The organism is Isoptericola haloaureus (assembly GCF_036689775.1).
GTDB lineage: Bacteria > Actinomycetota > Actinomycetes > Actinomycetales > Cellulomonadaceae > Isoptericola > Isoptericola haloaureus.
Genome location: NZ_JBAGLP010000105.1, coordinates 127,790 through 151,080, shown reverse-complemented (window position 1 = coordinate 151,080; position 23,291 = coordinate 127,790). Strand labels below are relative to the sequence as shown.

Sequence of the window (23,291 nt, the reverse complement as noted above, 5' to 3'; positions counted from 1 at the left end):
GCCGGCGGTTCAGTGGAACGTCGTCGCGTAGTACGTCTGCCGGTCGACGGTCTCCACGGTGACGTCCCGGGTCCGCTCCAGGTGACGACGCAGGTTGTCGGCGAACCGCAGGCCGTCGTCGTTGAAGCGGGACACGTCGTAGGCGCACACCACGTGGTGCTCGGCCAGGCGGGCGACCAGCACGTCGATCATGTCCATGAAGGTCCGGGTGGAGCGCCGGCCCGGGTGGGCGAGGGTGAAGCCGATGTACCAGACGGCGTCGCGCGCGGCGTGCTCCGGGTACCGCGCCGCGAAGAACTCCGGGCTCACCCAGGGCACGGCCGCCAGGTCCGTGGCCAGGGTCGTCAGCCCGACGGCCTCGCCGGACTCGTCGTGGGCCAGGAGCTTGAGCACCCGGGGGTCGGCCATCTCCTCGTCGAACTCGTGGCGGTGCAGCACGTGCCGCGCCGCGGCCCGGGTGCGCAGCGGCTCGAACGCCTCGCGGTACAGCCCCCAGAAGCGCTCGGCCAGCTCGCCGTCGACGACGGTCTCGACGGTGACCTCGGTGCTCACAGCGGGAGATCCTGCCACCCGGCGCGCCGGAACGTCGCGACCACGACGGCGGACACCGGCAGGGTGTCGCAGGTGATGCCGGCGATGAGCCGGCCCGCGGGGCGGTAGACGCCGCCGCGGGTGACGGAGAGGTCGTCGAGGCTGTGCGTCAGGTCGACGGCCACCTGTTCGTGCGACGGGCCCTCGTGCTCGACGAACAGGCCGGCGCCGCTGCCGTCCTCGTGGGCCGACCAGGCGATGCCGGCCCACGCCTCGTGGCCCGGCAACGAGGCGTGCGCCTCGGCGTACACGCAGTACAGCGCGTCACCGTGGGCACCCTGGAGCTGGTCGCGACCGTCGACCTCGTGGACGATGCTGCCCGGCGGGACGACCGAGCTGAGCCGGACGAGGTTGAAGTCGCCGACCCCCGCGGCGGACAGGGCGGCGTCGAAGGCGGACAGCGTCGTGCGTCCGGTGCCGGTGCCGGTGCTGACGCGGATGTCGAGGGTGTCGGTCATCAGGTCCTCGGTGGGCGGGGTGCCGGGGGAACGGTGGGCTCGGCGCTCCGGCCGGCGGCCGGGTCCAGGAGGTCGGCGACGAGGTCGCGTCCGGTGACGTCGGGCAGCGTCAGGTCGAGCAGGACCAGGTCCGGTCGTGTCCCGGCCCGCATCGCCCGGCGGGCGGCGTCGAGCGAACCGGCCGGGGTGACCACGAGCCCGGCGCCCTCCAGGGACGTCGCCAGCGCGTGGCGCAACGCGTCGTCGCCCTCGACCACGAGGACCTGCTCGCGGTGGGGCCGTCGGCGGACGGCCTCCCGGACGGCCTCCAGCAGGTCGTCCGGGGCGACCGGCTCGACCAGCCAGCGGTCGGCCAGCTCCCCGATCTGCGCGTCGTGCCGCGCGGTGCCGGAGACGGCGACGACCGGTGTCTCGGCGGCCGTCCGGGCCTCGCGCACCCGCCGCAGCACCTCGATGCCGTCGCTGTCCCGAGTCCCCGGGTCGAGCACCAGGGCGGCGGGCCGGTCGGCGATCACGTGCGCCACGGCCTCCTCGCCGTCGGCGGAGCCGACGACGTCGTAGCCGGCTCCCTCCAGCACGGACCGGAGCGCCCGCACGACATAGGGGTCGGTGGCGGCGACGACCACGCGGTCCGGCGCGGCCGTCGGGGGCGCGTCGTCCGGGCCGTCGTCGGCCCCGACCGCCGTCCCGACCTCCTGCGGGGGTGATCCGTCCGCCCCGTCGACGCCCGCCGCGGCACGACGCAGCGTGAAGCGGAGGCTCGCCCCGGTCCCGGGCCCGTCGCTGACGGCCCAGATGCGCCCTCCGTGCCGTTCGACGACGCTGCGCGCGATCGCCAGACCCAGGCCGGTGCCACCGCGCTCCCGGGCGTCCGAGGCGTCGATCTGCTCGAACCGACGGAAGATCGACTCCAGCTTGTCCGGCGGGATGCCGCGTCCTTCGTCCTCGACGCACACCTCGACGAGGTCGCCGACGGGGACCGCCGTCACCCGCACGGTGCTGCCGGGAGGGGAGAACTTCACCGCGTTGGACAGCAGGTTGGTCAGCGTCTGCACGATGAGGTCGCCGTCGGCGCTGACGATCTCGCCGGACTCGACCGTCACGACGTCCACCCCCGCCTCGTCGGCCACGATCGCCACCTGGTCCACGGCCGTGGCGACCAGGTCGTCGACGCGGTGCTCGGCGAGGTCGAGGGGGGTCGACCCGGTGGCCATCCGCTCGATGTCGAGGATGTCGTCGACGAGCCGGCTCAGGCGCTCGCTGCTGGTCAGGGCGATGCGGATCATGCGCCCGGCCCGCTCGGGAGAGTCCGCCAGCAGGCCGCTGTCGAGCAGCCCGAGCGCCCCGCGGATCGAGGTCAGCGGGGTGCGCAGCTCGTGGGAGACGACCGCGACGAAGTCGTCCTTGATCCGCTCCATCTCGCGACGCTCGGTGACGTCGCGGAAGACGACGACGGCGCCGCGGACGGCGCCGTCGGCGCGCAACGGGCTCGCGGTGACCTCGACGGGCACGTCCTTGCCGTCCGGACGTCGGTAGACGTCCTGCTCGGCCGTGGTGGTGATGCCGTCGCGCACCGCCTCGGTGACGTAGCAGTGCTCCGCCGGGAAGGGGGCCCCGTCCGGGCCCGGTGCGTGGAAGGTGGCGTGCACGTCCTGCCCGACGAGGTCGCCGGGCGACACGCCGAGCGTGCGGGCGCCGGCGACGTTGACGAAGGTCAGGCGGCCGAAGGCGTCGACGCCGTAGATCCCGTCGGCGACCGACTCGAGGGTCCGTTCCCGCTCGCCGGCGAGCGCGCGCAGCTGGGCCGTGCGCGTCCGGACCCTCCGCTCCAGGCTCCGGCGCAGCGACTCGTTGTCCACCACGACGAGGATCTGACGAGCGACGACGGCGACGAGCACGGCGACCCACAGCACGTCCGCCATCCACGGCACGTCCTGCCCGGAGTCGCTGACCCGGACCAGGGCGGCGGCGAGGAACAGCAGGAAGGTCACGACGGTGCCGAGCACCGGCGATCCGTCCGACCGCCGGTGGGTGACGGGGCTGCCCGAGGCGGCGGGGTGGCGGGCGGCGACCGCGATGGCGACGTAGCCACCGATCCAGCCCATGTCGACGATGCTGCCGAACGTGAAGCCGGTCCCCGCCGAGAGCAGCGCGAATGCGACGTCGGCCACCGCGTAGAGCACGAAGCCGCTGCCGACGAGGACGAGCGGGACGCGTTCCGCGGCGCCGGAGCGGGTCATGACCAGGACGGCGAGGGTGGCCAGGAGGGCGTCGACGACCGGTAGCGCATACGTGGTCAGCGCCGGGTCGGTCGAGAGCGCCGGCTCGTCGAGCACGACGGCGAACACGGCGATGTAGAGCACCGAGCCGCCCACGACGATGCTGTCGAGCAGCATGCGCACGAGGTCCTGGCCCCGGGGACGCACGGTCGGGAAGAACGCGAGACCGACGGCGCCGAGGGCGAGCGCGCCGATGTATGCCACGTCGCCCGTGGCCGGGTCCCCGGCGACCGCCGCCCACAGGTTGCCCAGGAGCCCGACGACGGCGCCCAGGGCGAGAGCGCCCCACGCGCGACGGCGGCGCCCCGTCGACCTCACGGCCCGCGAGCCGCAGCTCAGGGCGGCCAGGACGCCGGCCGCGGCGATGGCGGACCGCGCGACCTGCTCGCGGAGACCGGCGTCGACGGGACCGGCGAGCACGGCGACGAGGACGACGAGCATCGTGCCGGCGACCCAGCACCAGCGGACGAAACGGTCCTGGGCGCGGGTGGCGGCGCCTCGGGCGTCCTCCATAGCCAGAGCGTAGGTGAGCGTCGAGGCGCCCGCCGTGGCTCGGGCACACCGTGCGCGTGCGGCGCAGCGACCGATGCTTCGCGCTACCGTCGTCGGGAGGCGGCCGATCGGACGGAGGACCTGTCAGGTGACGACGAGACCCCGCTGCGTGGTGGTGATCGACGACGACCCGTCGATCCGCGAGGTCGCCGAGCTGTCGCTGTCCGCCGTCGGCGGGTACGAGACGCACTCGGCCGGCGACGGGACGGAGGGGGTCGCGCTGGCCCGACGTGTCCGCCCGGACGCCGTCCTGCTCGACGTCATGATGCCGACGCTCGACGGGCCGACCGTCCTGGCCCGACTGCGCGCGGTGGACGTCCTGCGGGACGTGCCCGTCGTCTTCCTCACGGCGAAGGTGGGTGCCCAGGACATCGCGGCCCTCGACGGGCTGGGCGCGGCGGCCGTCATCACCAAGCCGTTCGACCCGCTCGAGCTGGCGCACCGGCTCGCCGCCGCCCTGGGGTGGGACACGTGACCGGCACGCCGGCCTGCCCGGACGACGACCCGCTGCAGGACACCGTCGCCGAGCTCGCCCGCAGCGCAGGGCGGCGCAACCAGGCCCGGTCCGACCGGGTCGCGGACCTGCTGCGCCTCGACGGTGGGGTGCGCGACCCGGACCGGCGGCGCGAGGCCGCCCGGCTGTGCCACACGATCGCCGGGTCCGCCGGCACGTTCGGTGACGAGATGCTGGCGGACGCGGCACGTGCCCTGCAGCACGTCCTCGAGAGCGACGGGGGCGACGACGCGGTCCTGGCCGCCCTCGAGCGGTTCCGCGCCACGGCGTCGGCCCGGCGTCCGGGCGGTGCGGGATCTTGAGCAGATCTTGAGCCCGTCCTGCGGTGGGTAGGACGTGGCCTCGAGGTCGGTCGGCCAGTCTCGTGCTGTGACCACATCGACCGAGACGCGTGGTAGCGACTCCGACCCCGCTGCCCAGGTCACCGACGACGGCACCGCCGCGGTCCCCCGCGCGGCGGTGCCGTCAGTCCGGGAGCAGACCGACCCACCGGGAACCACCGCGGACGTGGTGGCGGTCGCCCGTGCCTGGCACGAGCTGGTGGCCGAGCTCGACGGTGACGAGCGGGCCGTGGAGCGCTTCGCCACGATCTGGCTCCAGCTCCTGCCGCGCCGGCTCGCGGCCTGCCGCCGGGCGCTCGTGAGCGGCGAGGACGACGCGGCCCGTGTCCGGCTGCTCACCCTGCACAGCTCGGCGGTCATGCTGGGCCTCGACCGGCTGGCCGAGGTCACCTGGCGCTGCCAGTCCGCGCTGGACCAGCCGACGGACGCGGACGACGACCGGTCCGCCCGGTGCCAGGGTCGGGAGGTCATCGCCGAGGCGCAGAGCGCGGCGGGTCTGGTGCGGGCGGCGCTCGGTCACGCCCGTTGGTCGAAGCGGTAGCCCACACCGCGGACCGTGCGGATCCAGCGCGGTGCGGCCGGGTCGTCGCCGATCTTGCGGCGCAGGTTGGCCAGGTGGACCTCGACGCGTCGGCGGTCCGAGCCCGTGACCGGCGTCCCGACGTCGTACTCGTCGACCCACAGGACGCGGACGAGGCCGTCCTTCGAGAGCACGTGGCCGGGCTCGCCGGCGAGAGCCGCCAGCAGGTCGAACTCGCTGCGGGTGAGGTGGACCTCGACGTCGTCGACGCTGACCGTGCGGCCGAGCAGATCGATCGCCAGGCCGTCGCTCGTCACCGTGGTGGCGGTCCCCGGGCCCGCTGAGCCCCCCGGGGACCGCGCCTCGGATCGGCCCTGCCGGCGCATGATGGCCTCGATCCGGGCCCGCAGCTCGCGCGGCCGGAACGGTTTCGTCTGGTAGTCGTCCGCCCCGGCGTCGAGGCCCATGAGGGTGTCGACCTCGTCCGTACGGGCCGTGAGCATGACGACGATGGTGTCCGACACCCGCCGGATGCGGCGGCACACCTCGAAGCCGTCGATGTCGGGCAGGCTGACGTCGAGGGTCGTCACCAGGGGGTCCGTCCGCTCCACGAGCTCGACCCCGGAGCGGCCGTCGGCGGCGCTGGACGTCTCGAACCCGGCCTGGCCAAGGACCTCCTCGAGCAGGGCGCGGACGTCGTCGTCGTCCTCGATGATGACCGCGGTGCGTTCCGGGGCCGAGGTCCCGGGCGCACCGGCCGGGACCGCTGCTGCCGCCATGCGCACACGCTAGTGGCCGATTGCCCGGAGCGCACCGCCAGCGGACGGGACGCGCCTCGGGCAACTGTGCAGGTCTTGCGCTTGAAGAAACCGGTGTCTACTGTGAGAAACCGATTCCCACCAGGAGTCGCGCCTCATCCGGGTGACGTGTCGCAACGGCGGGACGGGTCGCTCCGAGGGACCTCCCGATGAGGCATCGCGTCACGACAGCGCGTCCGGTGACCGCGACGGAGCGGTCTGCACCGGCCCTGCCAGGGTCCGGTCGGCGACGTCCCGTGACGTGCCGCACGATCCGCAGTGCCCGATTCGACGACGAAGTGAGGCAACGATGAGAAGTGCAGCCGGACGACGGTTCACCGCGGCAGGGGCCGGACTGGCCCTGGCCGCGACGATGGGGATGACCGCCCTGTGGGCGAGCGACGCCCACGCGGCCAGCGGAACACCCACCGGGTTCGCCACCCAGAACGGCGGGACCACCGGCGGCGCCGGTGGTCAGACGGTGCGTGCCACCACGGGCACGGAGATCCACGAGGCCCTGTGCACCCGCGCCAGCAGCGACACCCCGATCGTCATCGAGGTCGAGGGGATCATCGACCACGGCAACACGTCCAAGGTGTCCGGCGACTCGTGCAACACCGCCGACGACAAGATCGAGCTCAAGGAGATCAGCAACGTCACCCTCGTCGGCGTGGGCGACGGCGCCCTGTTCGACGAGCTCGGCATCCACCTCCGCTCCGCGCACAACATCGTCATCCAGAACGTGCACGTGCGGAACGTCAAGAAGTCCGGCTCCCCCACCTCGAACGGCGGTGACGCGATCGGCATGGAGTCCGGCGTGTCCAACGTGTGGGTGGACCACGTGACCCTCGAGGCCTCGGGCGGCGAGTCCGAGGGCTACGACGCCCTGTTCGACATGAAGGCCGACACCACCTACGTGACGCTGTCGTACTCCGTTCTGCGGAACTCCGGGCGTGGCGGCCTCGTCGGGTCCAGCGACGGCGACACCGGCAACGGCCCGGTGACCTACCACCACAACCTGTACGAGAACATCGACTCGCGCACGCCGCTGCTGCGGGCCGGCACCGCCCACTCGTACAACAACCACTTCGTCGGGCTCGCCAAGTCCGGCATCAACTCCCGGCTCGGCGCGCGGGCCCTGGTCGAGAACAACTACTTCCAGGACTCCAAGGATCCGCTCGGCACGTTCTACACCGACGACAGGGGGACCTGGGAGGTCAGCGGCAACATCTGGGACAACATCACCTGGACCGCCGACGACACCGACAACCACCCCGCCGGGCCGAACCCGACGTCGACGGACTCGATCTCGGTGCCGTACTCCTACGACCTCGACGGTGCCGAGTGCGTACCGAACCTGCTGGACGCCACGGCTGGCGCGAACACCGGGATGCAGGTCTCGGACGGCTCCTGCTCCCCCACCGCACCCGACCCGACGCCGGAGCCGACGGGCGAGCCGACGCAGGAACCCACCCCGGAGCCGACGGAGGACCCGACGCCGGAGCCGACGGGCGAGCCGACGGACCCGCCGAGCGGGGAGAACCTGTCGATCGGTGCCGGCTCGGACGGGTCCAGCAAGGCGAGCGGGACGAGCTACGGCAACGTGCGCGACGGTGACCTGGCCACCTACTGGTCGCCGGAGGGCTCCACGGGCCGGATCTCGGTGAAGTGGGACTCCGCGACGACGGTGTCCTCGATCGTCGTCCGCGAGGCCGCCGGCTCGGCAGGGAACATCGGCTCCTGGCAGGTGCAGAACCACGACACCGGCCAGGTGCTCGCCACCGGCAGCGGCGCGGGCGTCATCGACATCCCGACCACCTCGCTGAGCAAGATCGACTTCGAGATCACCTCGTCGTCCGGCACCCCTCGGGTCGCCGAGCTCGAGACCTACGCGGGATCGCCGTCGGACCCGGACCCCACGCCCGAACCGACCGAGGACCCCACCCCGGAGCCCACGCAGGACCCGACGCCGGAGCCCACCGACGAGCCGCAGCCCGGCGCCGACACGCTCTACGTGGCCCCGGGCGGCTCCGGCGGCGCGGCCGGCACCGTGTCCGACCCGACCACGCTCGCCGCGGCGATCGACCGCGTGAACGCGGGCGGGGAGATCTTCCTCGCGGGCGGCACCTACGACCTGGCCGACACCGTGACGATCGAGCCCGGCCACGACGGGCTGCCCGGTGACCGCACCCTGCTGTCCGCCCTGCCGGGCGAGACCCCGGTGCTGGACTTCTCGGCGCAGGTCGAGGACTCCGCGAACCGCGGCCTGGCCATCGGCGGCGACTACTGGCACGTGTACGGCCTCGTCGTCCAGCACGCCGGGGACAACGGCATCCTGCTCGGCGGTGACCACAACGTCATCGAGCGGGTCGTGACCCGGTACAACCACGACACGGGCCTGCAGATCTCCCGGTTCGTCGCCGGGGCGCCGCGGGACCAGTGGCCGTCGGACAACCTGGTGGTGTCGAGCGAGTCCCACGACAACGCCGACTCCGACGGCGAGGACGCCGACGGGTTCGCCGCGAAGCTCACCTCCGGTCCGGGCAACGTCTTCCGGGACACCGTCGCCCACCACAACATCGACGACGGCTGGGACCTGTACACCAAGTCCGCGACCGGCCCGATCGGCGAGGTGACGATCGAGAGCTCGCTGGCCTACTCCAACGGCACGCTGTCCGACGGCTCCCAGGCCGGTGCCGGCGACCGCAACGGGTTCAAGCTCGGTGGCGAGGACATCGCCGTCGACCACGTCGTCCGCGGCTCCTACGCGGTGGACAACGGCAAGCACGGGTTCACCTACAACAGGAACCTGGGCACGATGGCGGTCGAGGGCAACGTCGCGGTCGGCAACGAGCAGCGCAACTTCAACTTCGACGGTGGCAGCTCGGTGTTCAGCGGGAACGTGTCCTGCGACAGCGGGTCCACCGACCGCTACCTCGGTACCGACGCCGGCGGTAACTCGTTCTGGGACGGCTCGGACGGGTCGGCCTGCTCCGCCTACGACGGCGCCATGGACTGGTCGTTCGCGGCGGACGGCTCCCTGCAGGTGACGTTCGGCGGGTCGACGCCGGACCCGGAGCCGACGGAGGACCCGACGCCGGAGCCGACGGACGAGCCGACGGACCCGCCGAGCGGGGAGAACCTGTCGATCGGTGCCGGCTCGGACGGGTCCAGCAAGGCGAGCGGGACGAGCTACGGCAACGTGCGCGACGGTGACCTGGCCACGTACTGGTCGCCGGAGGGCTCCACGGGCCGGATCTCGGTGAAGTGGGACTCCGCGACCACCGTGTCCTCGCTCGTCGTCCGCGAGACGGCGGGGACCGTGGGGACGATCGGGTCGTGGCAGGTGGTGAACCACGACACCGGCCAGGTGCTTGCCACCGGCAGCGGCGCGGGAGTCATCGGCGTGCCCACCACGACCCTGGACAAGATCGACTTCGAGATCACCTCGTCGTCCGGCACGCCGCAGGTGGCCGAGCTCGAGACCTACGCCGGCTGACAGGGCGTCGCGGAGGAGTCACCGCGGCAGTTCGTCGTCGGTGCGGCACATCGAAGTGCCGCACCGACGACGAACTGCCGCGCAGACGGTTGTCCCGGCAGCCTCAGGACAGCGAGCCGAGCGCGGTGCGCAGCCGGCCGGCGGCGTCGTCGGCCACGGCCTTCAGCTCGGGGCTGTCGGCCACGGACATCATGGCGTGCGGGTCGACGGCCTCGACGGCGGTGCTGCCGTCGCCCAGGTCACGCACGACGACGTTGCAGGGCAGCAGGGCGCCGACGGAGCGGTCGGCCTGCAGGGCCCGGTGCGCGAGCGGCGGGTTGCAGGCGCCGAGCACGAGGTAGGGCTCGATCTCGGCCCCGATCTTGGTCTGCAGGGTCGCGGCCATGTCGATCTCGGTGAGCACCCCGAAGCCCTGCGCGGACAGGGCCTCGCGGACCTGCGTCACGGTCTCGGCGAAGGGGGCGGTCACGGTGGCGGTCAGGGTGTAGCTCATGGTTCGTCCTCCGGTCGGGGTCAGACGGGGCAGGAGGCGCCGGCGGCGTCCCGGCGCTGGAACAGGCCGAAGCCGGTGGCCGCGACGGCCACGAGCGCCATGGTCGCGGTGGGTGCCGGCGCGAGCAGGATCGGCGGGACGACGACGGTCGCGGCCGCGGCGACGTCGCACGGCCCGCACCCGAGCCGGCTGCGCCAGGTGCTGCCGGACGGCGGCACGTAGGTGGCCAGCGTGGCGCCGCCCAGCGCGGCGCTGACGAGCACGAGACCGCCGTACACGGGATCGGGCACCCCGCCCGCGGTGAGGTACCACGCGGCGAGGAGGGCGGCGGCGAGGGCGCCGACGACGACGATGCGCGCCGACGGACGTCGCCGGCGCGCGGATGCCGGAGGGGCGTCCGTGCGACGCTCGGTGGGGTGCTCGGTCGGGGTGGCCACGGGACCATCCTAATACCCCAGAGGGTATCCGGCCAGGACGGGCCCCTCGCGTCCGCCGTCGTCTGGCACCACGATGGACCGATGAGCGACGACACGGGCCGGTTCCCCGACCACGGCGGGCGCCCCGAGACGCCCGAGCAGCGCTCCGACCGCAACTGGAACGAGCTCCTGCAGGAGCTCCGGGTGCTCCAGACGGGCGTCCAGATCCTCACCGGTTTCCTGCTGATCCTGCCGTTCCAGGGGAACTTCTCCGACCTCGACGCCGTCCAGCGCGGCGTCTACCTCGTCGACATCCTCGTGTGCCTGGTGACCTCGGGACTGTTCATCGCCCCGGTGGCGATCCACCGGGGGCTGTTCCGCCGCCAGCTCAAGCTCGAGGTCGTCAGCCTCGGGGACCGCATGACCCGGGTCGGGCTCGCGCTGCTGGCCGTGGCGCTCTCCGCCACCGCGCTGCTCGTGTTCGACGTCGTCGTAGGTCGGGTCGCCGGGCTGGTGGTCGGGGGTGCCGTCGCCGCGATGCTGCTCGGGCTGTGGGCGGTGCTGCCCGTGATGGTCCGCCGCCGCGCCTGAGCGTCGGCCCCGGAGGACGACGAGACCCGCGGGCCGGAGGTCGCCCTCCTGCCACGCTGGACGACGGCGTGGCTCCCGCGGGTCCCGGGTGGTCACGGTCCTCAGACCGCGACCACCTCGTGCGTCCGACGATTCTTCACCGTGCGGATCACCTCCTTTCGCGTACGCCGGGGACACTACGCCCGCCGGCGGGAGGTGCCAAGGGTTTTACGCCGGAGGCCCCTCGGGGCCGCGCCGGCGCAGCGCCTCCCACTCGTGGGGGTAGTCGTCGAGCCACTGCGCGAACGACCGGGCGGGGCGCCCGACCAGCCGCTCCACGTCGTGGGACACGTGCGCCATCTCCCCGGCCGCGATCGCCTCGTAGGAGGAGACCCAGCCCGCCAGCTCGACGGCGGAGGCGTTGAACCGTGCGCGCGACGAGTACGCCTCGGGGACGGTCTCGGCGTGGTACCGGATCTCGCGCCCGGTCGCGACGGTCAGGGCCGCGGCGACCTCCAGCAGACTGATCGCCTCGGGTCCGGTCACGTCGTACACGACGCCGTCGTGACGGGTCGGGTCCTCGTCGAGCAGGACCGCGGTGGCGACGTCCGCGACGTCGTCGTGCGCGACCGACGCCACGCGTCCGTTCCCCGCGGGACCGCGGATGACGTCGTCCGGCCCGACGAACGAGGCGAGCGCCTGGTGGTAGAGGTTGTCGCGCAGCACGGTCCACCGCAGTCCGGTGCTGCGCAGGTGCTGCTCGGTGTGGAAGTGGTCGCGGGCGAAGGTGAACGTGGCGTCCGGTGCGGCCCCCACGAAGGAGACGTAGACGATCCGCTCGACCCCCGCCTGCACGGCGGCGTCGATCGCGGCGACGTGCTCGGCGACGCGGTCGGCGGACTCGCGGGCGCTGACCAGGAACACGGTCTGCACGCCCTCGAACGCGGCGCGCATGCCCGCCTCGTCGTCGTACCCCTGCGCGACGGCGGTCTCGCACTCGGGCAGCGGGCGCCCGTCGTCGAGGTGCGGCACCCGGGAGGGGTCGCGCACGACCAGTCGTTGGTGCGCTCCCTCCGCGGCCAGCCGGAAGGCGAGCCGGGACCCGACGCGGCCGGAGGCTCCCGTCACCGCGATCAGACCGTCGGCGGACCACTTCATCCGGTCACGATACGGCGGTGCCGACGCGTTCGCCGTCCGGCGCCGTCCGGGCGCGGACCGGTGCGCTGCCGGGGCGGCCCGGTGCGCTGACAGGGCGCGACCGGCGTGCGCGCCCGTGCGAGCATGGGCCCGTGAGCGAATCGATCTACCGCGTGATGACCGTGTGCACCGGCAACATCTGCCGCTCCCCCATGGCCGAGGTCGTGCTGCGCGACCGCCTGGAGTCGGCCGGCCTGGCCCACCGGGTCACGGTGGACTCCACCGGGGTCAGCGACGAGGAGCGCGGCAACCCCGTCGACCCGCGGGCCCGCCGCGCGCTCGCCTCCCGCGGGTACCCCGTCGGGGACGGCCACCGCGCCCGTCAGGTCGCGGCCGCGGATCTCTCCGCACGCGATCTCGTGCTGCCGATGACGTCGCGGCACGCCCAGGTGCTGCGGCGCCTCGCCAACGGTACGGATCCCCAGATCGTGATGTACAGGTCGTTCGACCCGGCGGCCCCGCAGGTCACGGGTGCCGGCGACGAGTCACGGCTGGACGTCGACGACCCCTGGTACGGGGACGCGGACGGGTTCGAGATCTGCCTCGACGAGATCGAGGCCGCCGCCGACGGGATCGTCACGCACGTGCGGGCGCAGCTCGCTCGCTGACACCGCGCCTCAGTCCGAGCGCGGAGACAGCGCCCGGAACCACCGCCGCCAGCCCCGCGGCTCCGGGGGCGGCTCCGGCTCGGCCTGCTGCGGCGGGACGTAGGCCCGGAACCAGCGTTCCGTCTCCCGCCGGACGACGGCGCGCACGTCGGGCGCCGACAGCGTCACGTCGTGCAGGGCCCCCTCGATCCGCGCGATGGTCACCAGCCGCCCGAGCCGCGCCGCCCGCTCGGCGATCCCCTCGACGTCGAGCACGGTGTCCGCCCGCAGCATCTCCTCGGACCACCGCACCGGCGGGATCGTCCGCGTCGAGAGCATCACCAGGACCGGCACCTCCAGGTCGAGGCCGACGGCCACCTCCTCGTGGCCGTCGAAGATCGCGGACAGCCAGGCCGGCGTGGCCCGCCAGCCGTCGTCCGGGCGCCAGGCCGGATCGACGTCCCACACCCCCTCGTACCGCGACGAGATCGACCGGACGTAGAACCCCTGGTCGACGTTCACCAGGTGGCTGCGCGGCGCGAGCGCGGCGTGGGCGCGGATGCCGGGCTCCAGGACGCGGCGGCCGACCTTGCGCGTCTGGAACTCGAGCCACGGGCTGTTGAGCACCAGCGCCGCGGCCCGGCCCGGGTGGTGCGCCGTCCACAGGCTGAGGACCAGCCCGCCGGTGGAGTGCCCCATGAGCACCAGCCGCCGGTCCGTCCGGTCGTGCTCGCCGTGCCCGATCGCCGACAGCGCCGCCTCGAGGTCCTCGTCGTAGGTCTCCAGGCGGGTGACGAACCCCGGGGTGTGGTGCTCGCGGAGGCTGCGGCCGTACTTGCGCAGGTCCAGGGCGTGGAACCGGACCCCGAGCCCCTCCCAGAAGTCGGCCAGGTGGGTCTGGAAGAAGTAGTCGGTCCACCCGTGCACGTACAGCAGGTCCACGCCGACGTCGGGCCGGTCCGCCCTGACCGCCGGGTCCTGCGGGGGGCGCGGACGGACCAGCGTGGCGACGACCTCGCCCTCGAAGTCGGGCGCGAGCGGCAGCGTCCACCGCTCGAAGCCGGGCAGGACGTCGGGCGCCCACCCGGGCCCGCGGCCCGGGGCGGCGTCGCCCGCGGTCGGCGTGACCGGCGTGCCCGTCACGCGCTGCGCTCCACCGTCCTGCATGGCGGCCAAGGTAGGCACACCGGGCCGTGGCCGCGACCGGTGGCCTCCCGTGCGCTCAGAGCCGGCGTCGTGCGCGCCACCGGGCGACCTCCTGCTCGACGTCGCGCGTCGGGGTGACCACGGGCGGCCCGCCGGTGAGCTGGCGGCGGGCGTCGACGACACGGGCGTTGAAGTCCTCGAGCAGGGCTCGCACGCATCGCTCGTCGTGCTCGCGGTCGAGCGTGGTGTCGAGCTCGGCGTCGTCCCGGCGCAGCTGGGCCGCGGGCAGCACGCCGGTGATGTGGTCGCGCTCGACGAGGTTCTTCAGCCACCAGTCCGGGTCGTGGGTGCCGCCGATGCCCGGCAGCGGCTTGCCCTGCAGCGGCAGGTCGTCGAACTCGCCCCGCCGGATGGCCTGGTCGACCAGCGTGTCCGCCCACCGCGCACGGCCGTGCTCCGGCGGCCGGGGCCGCTCGGCGCGGTCCGCCGCGGCCTCCTCGGGGGTCCGGGGCGGCAGGCCCTGCTCGGCGCGCTCGCGCTCGATCTCCCGGTCGACCCGGTACTGCGCGGCGCGACGCACCGGGTCGTCGCCGGACCCGCCCGGCTCGCGGGCGGCCGGGTCGGGGCGGGGTCCGTGGTCGTCGGTGCCCATGGCGCCACGGTACGAGACGGCGTGGGCCTCGCGCCGCAGGTCCGCGACGTGCGGCGGGCCGGACGGGCATCATGGGGGCATGAAGGTCTCGCGCCGCAGCCAGGTCCCGCCGTTCGCCGTGATGGAGGTCCTGGCCGCCGCCAACACGCGACGCAGCGCCGGGCACGACGTCCTCAACCTCTGCGCGGGCGAGCCGTCGACGGGGGCGTCCGACGTCGTGCGCGAACGCGCCGCGGAGATCCTGCGGCGCGCCGACCTCGGCTACACCGAGGCGATGGGTGTGCCCGCCCTGCGCGAGGAGATCGCCGGGCACTACCGGCGGTGGTACGGCCTCGACGTCGACCCGGGCCGGATCGCCGTGACCACGGGGTCCAGCGGCGGGTTCGTGCTGACGTTCCTGGCCGCGTTCGACGTCGGGGACCGCGTCGCGCTCGCCCGGCCGGGCTACCCCGCGTACAAGAACATCCTGGCGGCGCTGGGCTGCGAGGTCGTCGAGATCGACTGCGGGCCCGAGACGCGGTACCAGCCCACGGTCGCCCAGCTCGACCAGGTGACGGCCGACGGTCCGCTCGCCGGTCTGATCGTGGCGTCCCCGGCGAACCCGACGGGCACGATGATCCCCCCGGCCGAGCTCGACGCGGTCGCCCGCTGGTGCGCCGACCACGAGGTCCGGCTGGTCAGCGACGAGATCTACCACGGCATCGCCTACGGCACCGAGCTCGGCCAGGCCACGGCGGCCGTGCACGACGGGCGGGGCGCCGTCGTCGTCAACTCGTTCTCCAAGTACTGGGCGATGACGGGGTGGCGGCTCGGCTGGCTCGTGCTGCCCGAGGAGCTGGTCGCCCCGGTCGGGGCGCTGGCCGGCAACGTGGCGCTCTCCCCTCCCGCCCTGGCCCAGCACGCGGCGATCGCCGCCTTCTCCCCCGCCGGCTACCAGGCGGCCTCCGACAACGTCACGCGCTACCGCGCCTCGCGGGCCGCGCTGCTGGAGCGCCTGGACGAGCTGGGCTGGCGGCCGGTGGCCCCGGCGGACGGCGCGTTCTACCTGTACGGCAACATCTCGCGGTTCGGCCTGGACGCGGTCACGTACTGCTCGCGGCTGCTGGCCGAGGCGGACGTCGCGATCACGCCCGGGACCGACTTCGACGGCCGCGCGGGCGGCGACTGGGTCCGGCTGTCGTTCGCCGCCGACCCGCGGACCGTGGCGCGGGCCGTCGACCGCATCGTGGCCTGGCAGGACGGTCTGCTCCGCACGGACGGGGTGCCCCGGACATGACAGCGCCCCCGCACCGGGAGGATCCCGGAGGGGGGCGGTCGGCGGGGTCCGGTCCGCCTACCGCAGCACGGGAGGCGCCACGGCGCCGACGTGCTCGGCCGCGGGCTCGCGGGGCGTGACGTCCACGCGGGTCACGGCGGCGCGGCCGGTGCGGCGCGCCTTGCGGATCACCGCGAGGGTCTGCACGCCGATGACCATCCAGGCCACGTTGGCGAACACCGAGGGCCACACGCCCTCGACGGCGGCCACGAGGAACAGCGTCGAGGTGGCCGTCAGGTTGGCCACCTGGAACGGCAGGGAGTTCGGGGCCCAGCGACCCTTCGAGACCATCGCATACGCGACCAGTCCGATCAGAGCTCCGAACCACCCGAGCCCGGTGATGACGAGCGACAGGGTCTGCGACATGCTTAGCCTCCTTCACAGGTGTGGGGACGGACGTGTCCGAGGACGCGCCGTTGGGGGTGTGCGCCGGGGTCCGGCCCGAGGGGCGGAAAGCGTGTGCTTCCTGCGGCGCGGGCACCATTCTGGAGCACGAATCGGCTTCAGGACAATCGAACAAAACTTTTGAAGCAGGTTAGTATCTCTACATGGCAACCGACCCACGAAGACTTGCCTTCCTCCTTGCCGTGCACCGTTCCGGAGGCGTGCTCGCGGCAGCAGATCTTCTGCATGTCACCCCGTCGGCGGTGTCCCAGCAGATCGCCCGTTTAGAGGCCGAGGAGGGCTTCCCCGTCCTCGACCGGGGGCCGCGAGGCGTGAGCCTGACCCCGGCCGGCCGGGTGCTGGCCGACGCCGCCGAACGCATCGAGGCCGAGCTGCTGGAGGCCCACCAGGAGATCGCCAACCTCGGCGAGGGCGTCAGCGGCACGGTGACCATCGGGGCGTTCCAGTCCGCGATCCGGTCCGTCGTCGCCCCGTTGCTCGGACCGTTCGCCGAGAACTACCCCGGCGTCACCCTGGACGTGCGCGAGCACGAGCCGGCGGACGCCATCCGCATGCTGCGCGCCGGCGACCTCGACGTCGTCCTGCTCGAGCGCGACGTCGAAGTCGACTCCCCCGCGCCCCGCGGCGCGCACGACATCCCCCTGCTCGACGAGCCCTGGCTGCTCGTCGTGCCGTCCGCGCTGCCCCGACCCGAACGGTTGGACGACCTGCGCGACATGCCGTGGATCGGCGCCGTCCAGAACACCGCGGCGGACCGTGCGCTGCGTCGCCTCGGCCGCACGCTCGGCACCACGCTCAGCGTCCGGCACGCCTACTTCGACTTCGACACCGCGCTCGCCCTCGTCGACGCCGGACAGGGCATCGCGATGCTGCCCGCGCTCGCCGTGCGGCGCTCCGAGGCTCCCGAGGGCGCCGAGGTCGTCGCGATGCCGGGCCTCGGCACGCGCCGCATCGTGGTGCGCCACCGCTCGACGCGCCACGAGCCGGGCCCCGCCGTCCGCGCCGTCGTCGACACCATGGTGGAGGTCGCCCGCGACCTGGAGCTCACCTGATCCGCTCCCGGCCGGGAGCGGCGCGGGCGGCCGGGTAGACTGGCGGCGCTCGACCGCTCGACCACAACCGAACACGCCGCTCGAACCGTGCCGGGAGAGTCTGCCGCCCGCCGGCAGCGCCGAAGGAGCAAGACCCCTCCCCGGGAATCTCTCAGGCCCCTGTACCGCCACGGTGAGGCAACTCTGGAAAGCGGTCCGCACCGGCGGGCCCGCCGACGGTGCACACCGCGTCGCCACGTGCGGCACGGCCAAACTCTCAGGCCCATGACAGAGCGGGGAGGGTCCCGGCCCACCGACCCTCGGAGCGCTCCTCGTGACCCACTCCCCCTTCGACCCGGACGTCTTCGCCGACCGTCACATCGGACCGCGCGGCGACGAGACCGCCGCGATGCTGGACCAGCTCGGGTACACCGACCTCGACGCGCTCGTCGACGCCGCGGTCCCGTCCGCCATCCGCCAGCCGGACGCGCTGGACCTGCCGCCGGCGCGGACCGAGGCGGAGGTGCTGGACCACCTGCGCGCCGTCGCGGCGAAGAACGTGGTCAAGCGCCAGATGATCGGGCAGGGCTACTACCCGACGTTCACGCCGGCGGTGATCCGTCGGAACGTGCTGGAGTCCCCCGCCTGGTACACGGCCTACACGCCGTACCAGCCGGAGATCTCCCAGGGCCGGCTGGAGGCGCACCTCAACTTCCAGCAGGTGATCGAGGACCTCACTGGGCTGGAGATCGCCGGCGCGTCCCTGCTCGACGAGGCCACCGCCGTGGCCGAGGCCGTCGCCCTGATGTGGCGGGCCTCCCGGGCCAAGCAGGGCTACGTGGTGCTCGACGCCGAGCTGTTCGGCCAGTCGCTCGCGGTGACCCGCGGCCGGGCGGAGGCCGTCGGGCTGCCCGTCGTCGTCGCGGACCTCTCCGACGGCCTCGACGCCGGCCTGGAGGCACTGGAGGCCACCGGGACCGCGCTGCCGGCAGGGAACCTCGTGGGCGTCGTCGTCCAGCAGTCCGGCGCCTCGGGCCGGGTGCTCGACCTGCGCACGGTGGTCGACGAGGCCAAGGCGCGCGGGGCCCGGGTGACGGTCGCGACCGACCCGCTCGCGCTGACGATGCTCCGCTCCCCCGGTGAGCTCGGAGCGGACGTGGCCGTCGGCTCGGCCCAGCGGTTCGGCGTCCCCCTCTTCCACGGCGGGCCGCACGCGGCCTACATCGCCGTGCGCAAGGGCCTGGAGCGCCAGCTCCCGGGCCGGCTCGTCGGCGTCTCGGTCGACGCCGACGGCGAGATCGGCTACCGCCTGGCCCTCGCCACCCGCGAGCAGCACATCCGGCGCGAGCGCGCGACGTCGAACATCTGCACCGCGCAGGCGCTGCTGGCCGTGGTGGCCTCGATGTACGCGGTGTACCACGGCCCCGAGGGGCTGCGCGCGATCGGTGAGCGCGTGCACGGCCGGGCGCTGTCGCTGGCCGCGGGCCTGCGGGCGGCCGGTGTCGCGGTCGTCCACGACGAGTTCTTCGACACGGTCCGGGTGGCCGTCCCCGGCCGCGCCCCCGAGGTCGGCGCCGCCGCCGTCGAGGCGGGGTACAACCTGTACATCGACGGAGCAGATCACGTACAGATCTCGTGCGACGAGACCACCACCGCCGACGACGTGGCGGCGCTGCTCGCGCTCTTCGACGCCTCCCCGGCCGACGCCGCCGACGAGGCCGCCCTCGGCGACGCGCTGCTGCGCACCACGGACTACCTGCAGCACCCGGTCTTCCACCGCCACCGGTCCGAGACCGCGATGCTGCGCTACCTGCGGGCGCTGGGCGACAAGGACCTCGCGCTGGACCGCACGATGATCCCGCTGGGCTCGTGCACGATGAAGCTCAACGCGACGGCCGAGATGGAGCCGATCAGCTGGCCGCAGTTCGCCGACCTGCACCCGTACGTCCCGGCCGACCAGGCCCGCGGCTACGCCGAGCTGGTGGGCACGCTCGAGGGGTGGCTGGCCGAGATCACCGGGTACGCCGCGGTGTCCGTGCAGCCCAACGCCGGCTCCCAGGGTGAGCTCGCGGGGCTGCTGGCGATCCGGGCCTACCACGCCTCGCGCGGCGAGGAGCAGCGTGATGTGGTGCTCATCCCGGCCTCGGCCCACGGGACCAACGCGGCCTCGGCGACGCTGGCCGGTCTGCGCGCGGTGGTCGTCAGGACCGCCGCCGACGGCGAGATCGACCTGGACGACCTGCACGCCGCGCTCGCCAAGCACGACGGTCGCGTGGCCGGGATCATGATCACCTACCCCTCCACCCACGGCGTCTACGAGCCGCACGTCCAGGACGTGTGCGCTGCAGTACACGACGCGGGTGGTCAGGTGTACATCGACGGCGCGAACCTCAACGCGCTCGTCGGCCTGGCCCGGCCGGGACGGTTCGGCGGCGACGTGTCGCACCTGAACCTGCACAAGACGTTCTGCATCCCGCACGGCGGGGGAGGACCCGGCGTCGGCCCGGTCGGCGTCGCCGAGCACCTCGTGCCGTTCCTGCCCGGCGACCCCACGCCGTCGGGCACGGGGGAGCCGCAGCCGGCCGGCGCGGTGCCGCCCGTCTCCGCGACCCGCCACGGCTCGGCCGGCATCCTGCCGATCTCGTACGCCTACCTGGCGCTCATGGGACCCGACGGGCTCACCTCGGCCACCGAGCACGCAGTGCTGACCGCCAACTACGTCGCCTCCCGCCTCGCCCCGCACTACCCGGTGCTCTACACGGGCGACCACGGGCTGGTCGCCCACGAGTGCATCCTCGACCTGCGCGACATCACCGCGGAGACCGGCGTGACCGTCGACGACGTCGCCAAGCGGCTCATCGACTTCGGCTTCCACGCCCCGACGATGGCGTTCCCGGTGGCGGGCACGCTCATGGTCGAGCCGACCGAGTCCGAGGACCTCGGCGAGCTCGACCGGTTCGTCGACGCGATGATCGCCATCCGGGGCGAGATCGACGCGGTCGGCGCCGGGCGGTGGCCGCTCGAGGACTCGCCGCTGCGCAACGCGCCGCACACGGCCGCATCGGTCATGGTGGAGCAGTGGGACCACCCGTACACGCGCGAGCAGGCGGCGTTCCCCGTGGCGAGCCTGCGCAGCGCCAAGTACTGGCCCCCGGTGCGCCGGATCGACCAGGCGCACGGCGACCGCAACCTGCAGTGCTCCTGCCCGCCCGTCGACGCCTATGCCGAGAGCTGAGGAACCCGTGACCACGAAGAAGTCGCCGCTGCACGACGAGCACGTCGCCCTCGGAGCCCACCTGACCCCCTTCGGGGGGTGGGACATGCCCCTGCGGTACACCTCCGACCTCGCCGAGCACCGGGCGGTCCGCGAGGCGGCGGGCCTGTTCGACCTGTCGCACATGGGCGGGATCAACGTGACCGGCCCGGAGGCCGCGGCGTTCCTCGACCACGCGCTGGTCGGGAACTTCTCGGCGCTGCGCCCGATGCGGGCGCGCTACACGATGATCTGCGCCGACGACGGGGGAGTGCTGGACGACCTCATCGTCTACCACAACGGCACCGACGAGTACTTCGCCGTGCCCAACGCGGCGAACGCGGACGCCGTGCTCGTGGCGATGCTGGAGCGCGCGGCCGGGTTCGACGTCGCCGTGCGGGACATCTCCGCGAGCCTCGCCCTGATCGCCGTGCAGGGCCCGCGCGCCGAGGAGATCCTGCGCGAGGTCCTCACCGAGGACCCCGAGATCTCCGGCGGGACGGCGCTGGACGACCTGCGGTACTACGCGTGCATGGGACTGCGGTTCGGCGAGGAGGGCGTCCTGGTCGCCCGCACCGGGTACACCGGCGAGGACGGTTTCGAGATCTGGGTCGACACCCCGCACGCCGTCGCGCTGTGGCGGGCGCTGCTCGCCGCGGGCGAGCCGTACGGCCTCGTCCCCGCCGGCCTGGCCGCCCGCGACTCGCTCCGCCTCGAGGCCGGCATGCCGCTGTACGGCAACGAGCTCGACACCACCACGACGCCCTACGACGCGGGGGCCGGCCGCATCGTCAAGCTCGACAAGTCGCACGACGACGGCACGCCGGTCGACTTCGTCGGGCGCGAGGCCCTGGCCGCCCGCAGCGAGGCCGAGCCGGAGCGCGTGCTCGTCGGCCTGCGCGGGACCGGACGCCGTCCCGCGCGCGCCGGCTACGCCGTCGTGCGCACCACCGACGACGGCGGCGTGGGGGAGCCGGTCGGCACGGTCACCTCCGGGGTGCCGTCGCCGACGCTCGGCCACCCGGTCGCCATGGCGTACGTCCGCCCCGACGTCGCCGCGGAGGGGACCGAGCTCGCCGTCGACGTACGCGGCCGGGCCGAACCGTTCGTGGTGACGGCCATGCCGTTCTACCGTCGCGGCTGAGCGTCACCGACCCCCGTCCCGAAGACCCCTTCCTGCAACCGAGGAGCCCCAGCATGGCCGACTACCCCAGCAACCTGCGCTACTCCGTCGAGCACGAGTGGATCGACGACGCCACCCCGGCGACCGTCGGCGTGACCTCCTACGCCGTCGAGGCGCTCGGCGACGTCGTCTACCTCGAGCTGCCCGAGGTGGGCGCCGAGATCGAGGCCGGCACCGTCGTCGGCGAGATCGAGTCCACCAAGTCCGTCTCCGAGCTGTACTCGCCCGTGTCCGGGACCGTCGTCGAGGTGAACGACACGGCGGTCGACGACCCGGCCCTGGTCAACTCCGAGCCGTTCGGCGCGGGCTGGCTGTTCAAGGTCGAGGTGTCCGGCGAGGGCCAGCTCCTCAGCGCCGAGGAGTACGCCCAGCACGCGGGATGACGGCGTCCGGAGGCACTCTGGAGATGTCGTGATCGAATCGTGATGTAGGTTCGGGGAACTCGCGGCCATGATTCGCCTCGCGCCTCTGACCTGCGATGACGGCGGGTCGCGGAGGGGTGGCTCGGTGCCGCGGAGGTGTCGTGACGGGGGTCGTGCCGCTGTTCCTCGACGTGATCCGCGTCATGAAGTCGATCCGTTCCCCTCTCACATCCATGACGGCAGATCCCCAGGTCGATCGTCAGCGATCGGCGGCCGTCATGGAGGAACGGAACGATGAGTGCTATCGAACTGGAGCGCCCCTCGCTCAGCCCGAGCCTGACGCGCCGGGAGCAGGTCGTGCTGTCGAACTTGTCCGAGGACGTGACGCTGGAGCAGATCGCCAGCAAGCTGTACGTGACGCGCAACACGGTGAAGTCGCAGGTGCGCAGCGTCTACCGCAAGCTCGGGGTCTCCACCCGGGCTGACGCCGTCGCCTGGGCTCGCCGGGCCGGCCTCGGGTCGAGCTGATCCGCGGCGACGGACGCCTCGCCACCTAGTCGGGGGATGTCGGTGGCGAGGAACGTCCGTCGCAGGAGTGTGACGTCGACGACGGCACGAGTGCGCCGCGGGATGACAGACTCCCGCCATGACTCGTCGCCTCGTCGTCGCCGCCGCGATCGTCGACGCCACCGAGCGTCCGCGTCGTCTGCTCGCCGCACGACGGTCGCAGCCCGCCGAGCTGGCCGGACGCTGGGAGTTCCCCGGCGGCAAGGCCGAGCCGGGGGAGCACCCCGTCGACGCCCTGCACCGTGAGCTGCACGAGGAGCTGGGGGTCGGGGTCGACCTCGGCGACGAGGTCGTGGGTCCCGACGACGGCGGCTGGTTCATCACCGACCGGCACGTGCTGCGGCTGTGGTTCGCCCGCGTGGTCTCCGGGGCTCCGGAACCGCTCGTCGAGCATGACGAGCTGCGCTGGCTGGACGCCGGCTCCCTGTGGGACGTGCACTGGCTCGACGGGGACGTGCGGATCGTCGAGGAGCTCGCGCAGACCCTCCGGCCGAGGTAGGCAAGATCCGGGCGAGGTAGGCAGGATCCTGCCGAGGTAGGCAAGATCCGGCCGAGGTAGGCAA

At 73.5% G+C, this 23,291-nt stretch carries 23 protein-coding genes and 1 riboswitch; of the genes, 13 read left to right on the top strand and 10 right to left on the bottom strand.

Annotation, left to right across the window (positions count from 1 at the left end):
• Window positions 1-9: 9 nt before the first annotated feature.
• Genes V5O49_RS02665 through V5O49_RS02655 form a run of 3 tightly spaced genes read right to left on the bottom strand, consistent with a single transcriptional unit; the run spans window position 10 to window position 3,841 of the window.
• Window positions 10-552, bottom strand: coding sequence for a hypothetical protein (locus V5O49_RS02665; RefSeq protein WP_332900881.1), 543 nt, complete (start codon window positions 550-552; stop codon window positions 10-12).
• Window positions 549-1,049, bottom strand: coding sequence for a pyruvoyl-dependent arginine decarboxylase (locus V5O49_RS02660; RefSeq protein ID WP_332900880.1), 501 nt, complete (start codon window positions 1,047-1,049; stop codon window positions 549-551). The genes V5O49_RS02665 and V5O49_RS02660 overlap by 4 nt, the downstream gene beginning before the upstream one ends.
• On the bottom strand, window positions 1,049-3,841 hold the full coding sequence (locus tag V5O49_RS02655) for an ATP-binding protein (RefSeq protein WP_332900879.1): 2,793 nt from the start codon (window positions 3,839-3,841) through the stop codon (window positions 1,049-1,051). Before V5O49_RS02655 ends, V5O49_RS02660 begins: the two co-directional genes overlap by 1 nt.
• A 127-nt stretch (window positions 3,842-3,968) precedes the next feature.
• On the opposite strand from V5O49_RS02655, the gene V5O49_RS02650 reads away from it, so the two are divergent.
• The 3 genes from V5O49_RS02650 (at window position 3,969) to V5O49_RS02640 (ending at window position 5,276) form a co-directional block, all read left to right on the top strand.
• Complete coding sequence (locus V5O49_RS02650; protein WP_332900878.1) at window positions 3,969-4,355, top strand: response regulator; 387 nt, start codon at window positions 3,969-3,971, stop codon at window positions 4,353-4,355.
• Window positions 4,352-4,696 (top strand): Hpt domain-containing protein, encoded by a 345-nt coding sequence (locus V5O49_RS02645; RefSeq protein WP_332900877.1) that lies wholly within the window; start codon window positions 4,352-4,354, stop codon window positions 4,694-4,696. The genes V5O49_RS02650 and V5O49_RS02645 overlap by 4 nt, the downstream gene beginning before the upstream one ends.
• Before the next feature lie 67 nt (window positions 4,697-4,763).
• Window positions 4,764-5,276, top strand: coding sequence for a hypothetical protein (locus V5O49_RS02640; RefSeq protein WP_332900876.1), 513 nt, complete (start codon window positions 4,764-4,766; stop codon window positions 5,274-5,276).
• On the opposite strand, the gene V5O49_RS02635 is transcribed toward V5O49_RS02640, so the two are convergent.
• Complete coding sequence (locus tag V5O49_RS02635; RefSeq protein ID WP_332900875.1) at window positions 5,252-6,034, bottom strand: response regulator transcription factor; 783 nt, start codon at window positions 6,032-6,034, stop codon at window positions 5,252-5,254. The genes V5O49_RS02640 and V5O49_RS02635 overlap by 25 nt on opposite strands.
• Before the next feature lie 328 nt (window positions 6,035-6,362).
• On the opposite strand from V5O49_RS02635, the gene V5O49_RS02630 reads away from it, so the two are divergent.
• Window positions 6,363-9,551, top strand: a complete 3,189-nt coding sequence (locus V5O49_RS02630) for a pectate lyase family protein (protein WP_332900874.1) — start codon at window positions 6,363-6,365, stop codon at window positions 9,549-9,551.
• Between the two features lie 103 nt (window positions 9,552-9,654).
• Here the strand turns inward: V5O49_RS02630 and V5O49_RS02625 are convergent, their stop codons facing one another.
• Both V5O49_RS02625 and V5O49_RS02620 read right to left on the bottom strand, forming a co-directional pair.
• Complete coding sequence (locus tag V5O49_RS02625; RefSeq protein WP_332900873.1) at window positions 9,655-10,044, bottom strand: DUF302 domain-containing protein; 390 nt, start codon at window positions 10,042-10,044, stop codon at window positions 9,655-9,657.
• Window positions 10,045-10,064: 20 nt separating this feature from the next.
• A complete protein-coding gene (locus tag V5O49_RS02620) occupies window positions 10,065-10,481 on the bottom strand; it encodes a hypothetical protein (RefSeq protein ID WP_332900872.1) in 417 nt (138 codons plus the stop codon).
• Window positions 10,482-10,562: 81 nt separating this feature from the next.
• On the opposite strand from V5O49_RS02620, the gene V5O49_RS02615 reads away from it, so the two are divergent.
• On the top strand, window positions 10,563-11,051 hold the full coding sequence (locus tag V5O49_RS02615; RefSeq protein ID WP_332900871.1) for a DUF6328 family protein: 489 nt from the start codon (window positions 10,563-10,565) through the stop codon (window positions 11,049-11,051).
• A 207-nt stretch (window positions 11,052-11,258) separates the two neighbouring features.
• On the opposite strand, the gene V5O49_RS02610 is transcribed toward V5O49_RS02615, so the two are convergent.
• Window positions 11,259-12,188, bottom strand: a complete 930-nt coding sequence (locus V5O49_RS02610; RefSeq protein ID WP_332900870.1) for an SDR family oxidoreductase — start codon at window positions 12,186-12,188, stop codon at window positions 11,259-11,261.
• Window positions 12,189-12,343: 155 nt separating this feature from the next.
• Here V5O49_RS02610 and V5O49_RS02605 point away from each other — a divergent pair, with 155 nt between their 5' ends.
• Complete coding sequence (locus V5O49_RS02605) at window positions 12,344-12,835, top strand: low molecular weight protein-tyrosine-phosphatase (RefSeq protein ID WP_332900983.1); 492 nt, start codon at window positions 12,344-12,346, stop codon at window positions 12,833-12,835.
• Window positions 12,836-12,844: 9 nt separating this feature from the next.
• Here V5O49_RS02605 and V5O49_RS02600 read toward each other — a convergent pair whose 3' ends face one another.
• Both V5O49_RS02600 and V5O49_RS02595 read right to left on the bottom strand, forming a co-directional pair.
• Entirely contained in the window at window positions 12,845-13,981 is a 1,137-nt protein-coding gene (locus tag V5O49_RS02600; RefSeq protein WP_332900869.1) for an alpha/beta hydrolase, read from the bottom strand.
• 55 nt (window positions 13,982-14,036) lie between these two features.
• Window positions 14,037-14,612, bottom strand: coding sequence for a DnaJ family domain-containing protein (locus tag V5O49_RS02595; RefSeq protein ID WP_332900868.1), 576 nt, complete (start codon window positions 14,610-14,612; stop codon window positions 14,037-14,039).
• A 79-nt stretch (window positions 14,613-14,691) separates the two neighbouring features.
• Here V5O49_RS02595 and V5O49_RS02590 point away from each other — a divergent pair, with 79 nt between their 5' ends.
• Complete coding sequence (locus tag V5O49_RS02590; RefSeq protein ID WP_332900867.1) at window positions 14,692-15,888, top strand: pyridoxal phosphate-dependent aminotransferase; 1,197 nt, start codon at window positions 14,692-14,694, stop codon at window positions 15,886-15,888.
• A gap of 57 nt (window positions 15,889-15,945) precedes the next feature.
• Here V5O49_RS02590 and V5O49_RS02585 read toward each other — a convergent pair whose 3' ends face one another.
• Entirely contained in the window at window positions 15,946-16,293 is a 348-nt protein-coding gene (locus V5O49_RS02585; protein ID WP_332900866.1) for a CBU_0592 family membrane protein, read from the bottom strand.
• Window positions 16,294-16,475: 182 nt separating this feature from the next.
• On the opposite strand from V5O49_RS02585, the gene V5O49_RS02580 reads away from it, so the two are divergent.
• The 6 genes from V5O49_RS02580 to V5O49_RS02555 all read left to right on the top strand — a co-directional run bounded on the left by V5O49_RS02580 (window position 16,476) and on the right by V5O49_RS02555 (window position 23,227).
• Window positions 16,476-17,384, top strand: a complete 909-nt coding sequence (locus V5O49_RS02580; protein ID WP_332900865.1) for a LysR family transcriptional regulator — start codon at window positions 16,476-16,478, stop codon at window positions 17,382-17,384.
• Between the two features lie 81 nt (window positions 17,385-17,465).
• Window positions 17,466-17,561: riboswitch (glycine riboswitch) on the top strand.
• A gap of 136 nt (window positions 17,562-17,697) precedes the next feature.
• Complete coding sequence (gcvP, locus tag V5O49_RS02575) at window positions 17,698-20,598, top strand: aminomethyl-transferring glycine dehydrogenase (RefSeq protein WP_332900864.1); 2,901 nt, start codon at window positions 17,698-17,700, stop codon at window positions 20,596-20,598.
• Window positions 20,585-21,760 carry a glycine cleavage system aminomethyltransferase GcvT gene (gene gcvT, locus V5O49_RS02570; protein ID WP_332900863.1) on the top strand — a complete coding sequence of 392 codons (1,176 nt, stop codon included), beginning with the start codon at window positions 20,585-20,587 and terminating at the stop codon, window positions 21,758-21,760. The genes gcvP and gcvT overlap by 14 nt, the downstream gene beginning before the upstream one ends.
• A 53-nt stretch (window positions 21,761-21,813) precedes the next feature.
• A complete protein-coding gene (gene gcvH / locus V5O49_RS02565) occupies window positions 21,814-22,182 on the top strand; it encodes a glycine cleavage system protein GcvH (RefSeq protein WP_332900862.1) in 369 nt (122 codons plus the stop codon).
• Window positions 22,183-22,455: 273 nt separating this feature from the next.
• Entirely contained in the window at window positions 22,456-22,689 is a 234-nt protein-coding gene (locus tag V5O49_RS02560; RefSeq protein ID WP_278235960.1) for a helix-turn-helix domain-containing protein, read from the top strand.
• 118 nt (window positions 22,690-22,807) lie between these two features.
• Complete coding sequence (locus V5O49_RS02555) at window positions 22,808-23,227, top strand: NUDIX domain-containing protein (protein WP_332900861.1); 420 nt, start codon at window positions 22,808-22,810, stop codon at window positions 23,225-23,227.
• Window positions 23,228-23,291 lie beyond the last annotated feature (64 nt).